Here is a 6,269-nt window from a genome sequence, read left to right on the forward strand (position 1 = left end):
ACAATACTGCGTGGCGGCTGGGTTGCACATTACCCAATATGCTATTGGCTATCGTATTCATGGGGCTTCGGGTCTCATTTGCAGGGGGAGCTGGATGAATCCGGAAGACCAGATCGAGGCCATGCGGCTGGCGAAAATCGACCAGACCGATTCCGCACTGGCGCTAATCGACGAAGCCCTGGCCAGGGACCCTGACGATTTTCCGGCGCATCTGCTGCGAATCAAGACAATGCGTTTCGGCGGGCGGCTTGAGGGCATCATGGATGTTATCGACCAGGCGGAGGAGGTGGCGCGCCGGAACAGTCTCAAGGGTGCGGAGGCGGAGCTCAGCTTCGAACGCGGCTGGATCTTGCAGTCCGAGGACCGTCTGGTGGAGGCACTGGATTACTTTCGCAAATCGGCGGAGATTGAAAATCCGAAGGTCGATTATCTCAGTGCCGTCTGTTCGATGCTGTGCAAGCTCGGCCGCTATGATGAAGCGGTGGAGTGGCGCCATCGTATCCTGCGCATGCGCAACGCCGAAGTTGGCTGCCCCCCAGAACAGGTGATTACGGCGGGCCGTCCAAAGCGCTTCGATCCCTCTACGCCTGAACGCAACATCGTGTCCTACAGCCTGTTCGGCCAGGACAGATATTATCACGAATGCGCCATCACCAATGCGCGCATGCACCCGGTCATATTTCCGGAATTCACCGCGCGTTTCTATTGCGCGCCAGACCTGCCTGAAGAGGTGCTGCTGGCGCTGCGGGCATCGGGTGCGCAGGTCATGCTTGCGCGTAAGGAAGACAACGCCAGCTCATCGCCCATGGCGGGGACATTCTGGCGCTTCCTCACATTCGATGATCCGAATGTCGATGTGGTCCTGTGCCGCGATGTCGATTCGCCGGTGCTTCCACGAGAGCGCGCCGCGATCGAGATGTGGTTGGCGAGCAGTGAGCCATTCTATTGCATGCGCGATCACGCAATCCATGCGGAGCTGATTCTGGCGGGCCTGTGGGGCGGGTTCACCGGCGTCCTGCCTCCGCTGGGGCCATTGGCGGGCAGTTTCGTGTCGCAGGATTTCTCGCGCTTTTCGGACCAGAAGTTCTTGCGCGCCAACATCTGGCCGCGGCTACGCGAAGGCGCGATCATGCAGATTGACGATTTCGCATCGCTTGACGGGTCTGTGCCCTTTCCCGATGGATTTCCCAAGCATGGGCGGCAGCATGTCGGCGTGTCATGGACCCGAACGCAGATCCTCGGGCCACCGCTCAAGGCCGATCAATAGGCGGAGATCGCATATGATTATCATAACCGGATGCGTCAGATTCAGGCCGGAGAACTGCGATGAGGGGGCCAGGATCTGTCACGAGCATTCGGTCCGGTCGCGCAAGGAGGAGGGCTGCATTTCCCACGATTGCAGCGTGGATATAGAAGATGGAAATCTCGTACGCTTCATCGAGCGCTGGGCAGACATGGCAGCGCTGCAGCAACATTTCGCGGTGCCCGAATCCGGCGCGTTCGTGCAGCAGGTCGCGGCTATGGCCAGTGCGCCGCCAGAGATTGCCATCTATTCGGCGGAGGCGGTTGAGGGCGCTCCGTTCTAGCCCTTAGGCGTCGATCAAATCGCGGTCGACATCGCCCGCGTGGCTCTGGATGAACATGAAGCGGTGTTCGGGATTGCGGCCCATCAGCCGGTCGACCAGTTCCTTCACCGCCGCGCGCTGCTCGAACTCGGGCGGCAGGGTGATGCGGATCAGGCTGCGCGATTCCGGGTTCATGGTGGTCTCGCGTAGCTGCTGCGGGTTCATCTCGCCCAGGCCCTTGAAGCGCGCGACCTCAACCTTCTTGCCCTTGAACACCGTCTCTTCCAGCTCTGCACGATGCGCGTCGTCGCGTGCGTAGCGGCTCTCCTTGCCTGCAGTGAGGCGATAGAGCGGCGGCTGGGCCAGGAATAAATGCCCGCGCCGCACGACCTCGGGCATTTCCTGGAAGAAGAAGGTCATCAGCAGCGTGGCGATATGCGCGCCGTCCACATCCGCGTCGGTCATGATGATGATACGGTCGTAACGCAGGTTCTCAGGGTCACAGTCCTTGCGCGTGCCGCAGCCCATTGCCAGCGTCAGGTCCGCGATTTCGGCATTGGCGCGGATCTTGTCCGCCGTGGCGCTGGCGACGTTGAGGATCTTGCCGCGGATCGGCAGGATCGCCTGCGTCTTGCGGTTGCGCGCCTGTTTCGCGCTGCCGCCTGCCGAATCGCCTTCGACGATGAACAATTCGGTTTCGCCTTCGCCATCGCCCGAACAATCGGTCAGCTTGCCCGGCAGGCGCAGTTTCTTGGCGTTGGTCGCGGTCTTGCGCTTGATCTCGCGTTCCTGCTTGCGGCGCAGGCGCTCATCCATGCGCTCCATCACCTGGCCCAGCAGCGCCTTGCCGCGCTCCATATTGTCGGTGAGGAAGTGGTCGAAATGATCGCGCACCGCGTTCTCGACCAGCCTTGCGGCTTCGGGCGAAGTCAGTCGGTCCTTGGTCTGGCTCTGGAACTGCGGATCGCGGATGAAGACGGAGAGCATCACTTCGCCGCCGGTCATCACGTCATCGGCAGTGATATCCTTGGCCTTCTTCGTGCCGGTGAGTTCACCGAATGCACGCAGTCCCTTGGTCAGCGCGGCGCGGATGCCCTGTTCATGCGTACCGCCATCGGGGGTAGGCACGGTGTTGCAGTACCAGCTGGTCGAACCATCCGAGTAAAGCGGCCAGGCGACCGCCCATTCGGCGCGGCCTTTCTCTTCGGGGAAATCCTGCCGCCCGGTGAAGGGCTGGCTGGTGACGCATTCGCGCTCCCCGATCTGTTCGGCCAGGTGATCGGCAAGACCGCCGGGAAACTTGAACGTTGCCTCTTCCGGCACATCCTCGCTGGCGAGTGACGGCGCGCATTTCCAGCGAATCTCGACCCCGGCGAAGAGATAGGCCTTCGACCGGGCGAGCTTGAACAGTCGCGCAGGCTTGAACTGCCTGCCTTCGAAGATTTCCGGGTCGGGCACGAAAGAGACAGCGGTGCCGCGCCGGTTGGGCGTTGGGCCGAGATCCTGCAACCCGCCCAGCGTCTGGCCCTTGGAGAACTCCTGCGCAAAGAGCTTCTTGTCGCGCGCAACCTCCACCCGCGTGTGTTCGGACAGCGCGTTGACCACGCTCACACCCACTCCGTGCAGGCCGCCCGAGGTGGCATAGGCCTTGCCGGAGAACTTGCCGCCTGAATGCAGCGTCGACAGGATTACTTCGAGCGTCGATTTGCCCGGGAACTTGGGATGCTCGTCAACCGGCATGCCTCGCCCGTTGTCGGTGATCGTCAGGCGATTGCCTTCGTCCAGGCGCACTTCGATGCGGTTGGCATGACCTGCCACCGCTTCGTCCATCGAGTTGTCGAGCACTTCGGCGGCGAGGTGGTGCAGGGCGCGTTCGTCCGTCCCGCCGATATACATGCCCGGGCGGCGGCGGACGGGCTCCAGCCCCTCCAGCACTTCGATCGAGGAAGCATTGTAGTCGCCACTCGAAGCGGGCGCGTTCTCAAACAGGTCGTCGGACATGGGTTGCCAATATCGCCGTTGGGTATCGTGTTACAAGGCAGGCCTACGTCTATCCCCATCTCCGTTCGCCCTGAGCCCTTCGATGAACTCAGGACAGGCTAGTAGGCGGGCTGCGCTTTCTTCTTAACCGAGGGCACAAGAAGTCCAGGGCTTCGACAAGCTCAGCCCGAACGGCTGAAAGGAAATGATTCAGTCCGTGAACTTCGCCGGCGCGGCGGAAACCACCGATACGTCGCCGCTGCGCACTTCGCGAACTTCCAGCGCGCGTTGGATAACGCCGTTGCGGCCGAAGCGGAATGCGCCGTCCACGCCCAGGAAGCCGCCATCGCTATACATGACCGATTTGGGGAAGCGGCTGCCGACGCGCCAATCCCGCGCCACGCGCAGCGTCATCAGAACCGCGTCATAGCCCAAGGTGGAAATCCGGTGCGGCGATCCGCCGAAACGGTTGATATAGCTCTCGCGATAGCGACGATAGCGACCATCGGAAACGGCCGAAAACAGCGCGCCGCGCAGGGCGGAGGCGCGGGTGAGCGCTGCCTCGCCGCTCCAGAGCTCGGTGCCGAGCAGCCGGGTGCCCGCGCCTTCGCCTTCGCGCAAAGCTCCCGCTGCCTGAGTCGCAAGGCGTGCGCCATCGGCGATCAGCACCGTGTCATAGCCGCCGCGAGCCTTGAGACGCTCCGCCGCGCTGACGATCGAGGTGTTGCCGCGCGCATAGCGTTCTTCGGAAGCGAGCAGCCCGCCGTAAGTCCTCAGCGCATTGGTCAAGGCGCTTTGCGCGCGCTGGCCATAATCGCCATTGGGCAGCAGCGCGGCAAAGCGGGCTGCGCCCTGCTGGCGGGCATAGGCCACCGTGCGCGAAATAGACTGTTCGGGGATATGGCCCATCACGAACACATTCGATCCGGCGACGCTGGTATCGTTGGAGAAGGAGATCAGCGGCACATTGGCCGGTGCGGCGGCGGAGAGCACTTGCGGAACATTATCCGCCAGTAGCGGGCCGAGAATCACCTTGTTGCCATCGGCCACGGCCTTCTCAGCCGCGCTGCGTGCGCCCTTCGACGTGTCGTAGGTGGTGATCCGCAGATTGCTCGCATTGGTATCGAGCAGCGCCATGGTGGTCGCGTTGGCGATCGACTGGCCGACATCGCCATTGCCACCCGACATCGGGACCAATAGCGCAACGCGGTGGCGCGTCTGGTCGGTCGGAAGTTCCGTCGCACTCGGCTCGGGCGTGGGCCCGGTGCCGGTTCCGGCGCTTTCCGGCCCCGTCTTGGGGATGATCTGGCAGCCTGCCAGCAGCGCCGCTGTCCCTGCAATCATCCAGTTGCGACGGTTGAACAAATTCCGCTTCATGCTTGCCGACCCTATGTTGCTCGATCAAAAGGCGAGGCGTGGACACCCAATCGCCTGAATCGAACCTCTCAATTCCTCTTGAACCGGGGCTGTATATCGTCGCGACGCCGATTGGCAATCTTGGCGACATAACGCTCCGTGCTGTCGATATACTGCGTCGGTGTGATCGGGTCGCCTGCGAGGATACGCGCGTAACCGGCAAACTTCTCAAGCATTTGGGCATTTCCAGGCCCTTGCATCGCTATGACGACCATGCCTCGCGCAGGGCGCGCGAGCAGCTGGTCGGTGCGATGCGAAGCGAAGCGGTGGCGCTGGTGAGCGACGCTGGGACGCCGCTGGTTTCCGACCCCGGATATCGCCTGGCCCGCGATGCGCGCGAGGCAGGCATTGCCGTGACCACTCTGCCGGGGGCCTGCGCCGCCATTGCCGGGCTAACATTGTCGGGCCTTCCCAACGATCGCTTTCTTTTTGCAGGATTTCTTCCCGCCAAGGAGAAAGCGCGGGCGGATGTGCTGGCGGAATTGGGTTCGATCGACGCCACGTTGGTGTTCTACGAAACCGGTCCGCGCCTGTTGAAAAGCCTGTGGGCAATCGGTGAATTGCCTGGGGACAGGGAAGTGGCGGTCGCGCGCGAGCTGACCAAGCTGCACGAGGAATGCCGCACGGGCAGCGCAGCGGAGCTGGCCGAATATTACGAAGCGCATCCGCCCAAGGGCGAGATCGTGCTGCTGGTCGGCCCACCGGGGGAAGCAGCGCCGACAGGCGATCCTGACCAATTGCTGCGCGAAGCGCTTGAAACGCTCAAACCTTCGCAAGCCGCGGCGCAAGTAGCCAAGGCGACCGGGCTCGACCGCAAGGCGCTCTATGCCCGCGCGATGGAACTCAAGTCCGGATGAGGCGCCAGGAGGCGGAGCGTCAGGGCCGCGAAGGCGAGGCTCGCGCTGCGCTGTGGCTGCGCATGAAGGGTTGGCGTATCCTTGCCCAGCGCGTGAAGACGCCGCTTGGCGAGATTGACCTGATAGCGGGCAGGGGCGGCGTCGTGGCTTTCGTGGAAGTCAAATGGCGCAAGCGGCGCGCGGACCTCGACCATGCCATCGACGAATACCGCTTGCAGCGCGTCGCCGCGGCGGCCGAATGCGTCGCGCATGAATATGCGACGAAGGGCGAGGATATAAGGATTGACGTGATCCTCCTTGCACCCGGCGCCATGCCACGCCACATCGTCAACGCCTGGCAGCCTTGACGGCGTCGCTGCGTCGTCACCCCTGCGAAGGCAGGGCCCCAGATTTATCTGCTGGACATCGCCAGGAAGGGTCGGGATCCGCGCTTTCGCGGGGATGACGGTGT

General features: G+C 62.9%; 6 protein-coding genes. 4 read left to right on the top strand and 2 right to left on the bottom strand.

Going from position 1 to position 6,269, the window contains the following annotated elements:
• The first annotated feature begins 94 nt into the window (after positions 1-94).
• Both ACQY6C_RS11820 and ACQY6C_RS11825 read left to right on the top strand, forming a co-directional pair.
• Positions 95-1,267, top strand: coding sequence for a hypothetical protein (locus ACQY6C_RS11820; protein ID WP_427968969.1), 1,173 nt, complete (start codon positions 95-97; stop codon positions 1,265-1,267).
• 13 nt (positions 1,268-1,280) lie between these two features.
• Positions 1,281-1,586 (top strand): putative quinol monooxygenase, encoded by a 306-nt coding sequence (locus ACQY6C_RS11825; protein WP_427968971.1) that lies wholly within the window; start codon positions 1,281-1,283, stop codon positions 1,584-1,586.
• 3 nt (positions 1,587-1,589) lie between these two features.
• Here ACQY6C_RS11825 and parE read toward each other — a convergent pair whose 3' ends face one another.
• Together parE and ACQY6C_RS11835 are read right to left on the bottom strand one after the other, a co-directional pair.
• Complete coding sequence (parE, locus tag ACQY6C_RS11830) at positions 1,590-3,566, bottom strand: DNA topoisomerase IV subunit B (RefSeq protein ID WP_427968973.1); 1,977 nt, start codon at positions 3,564-3,566, stop codon at positions 1,590-1,592.
• Between the two features lie 189 nt (positions 3,567-3,755).
• A complete protein-coding gene (locus ACQY6C_RS11835; protein WP_427968975.1) occupies positions 3,756-4,922 on the bottom strand; it encodes a penicillin-binding protein activator in 1,167 nt (388 codons plus the stop codon).
• A 38-nt stretch (positions 4,923-4,960) separates the two neighbouring features.
• On the opposite strand from ACQY6C_RS11835, the gene rsmI reads away from it, so the two are divergent.
• The gene (gene rsmI, locus ACQY6C_RS11840) at positions 4,961-5,818 is read left to right on the top strand and encodes a 16S rRNA (cytidine(1402)-2'-O)-methyltransferase (RefSeq protein ID WP_427968977.1); all 858 of its coding nucleotides are present in this window, start codon (positions 4,961-4,963) and stop codon (positions 5,816-5,818) included.
• Positions 5,815-6,165, top strand: coding sequence for a YraN family protein (locus ACQY6C_RS11845; protein ID WP_427968979.1), 351 nt, complete (start codon positions 5,815-5,817; stop codon positions 6,163-6,165). Before rsmI ends, ACQY6C_RS11845 begins: the two co-directional genes overlap by 4 nt.
• Positions 6,166-6,269: the final 104 nt, after the last annotated feature.

It is taken from the genome of Altererythrobacter sp., from assembly GCF_050299635.1.
Taxonomy (GTDB): Bacteria; Pseudomonadota; Alphaproteobacteria; order Sphingomonadales; family Sphingomonadaceae; genus Erythrobacter.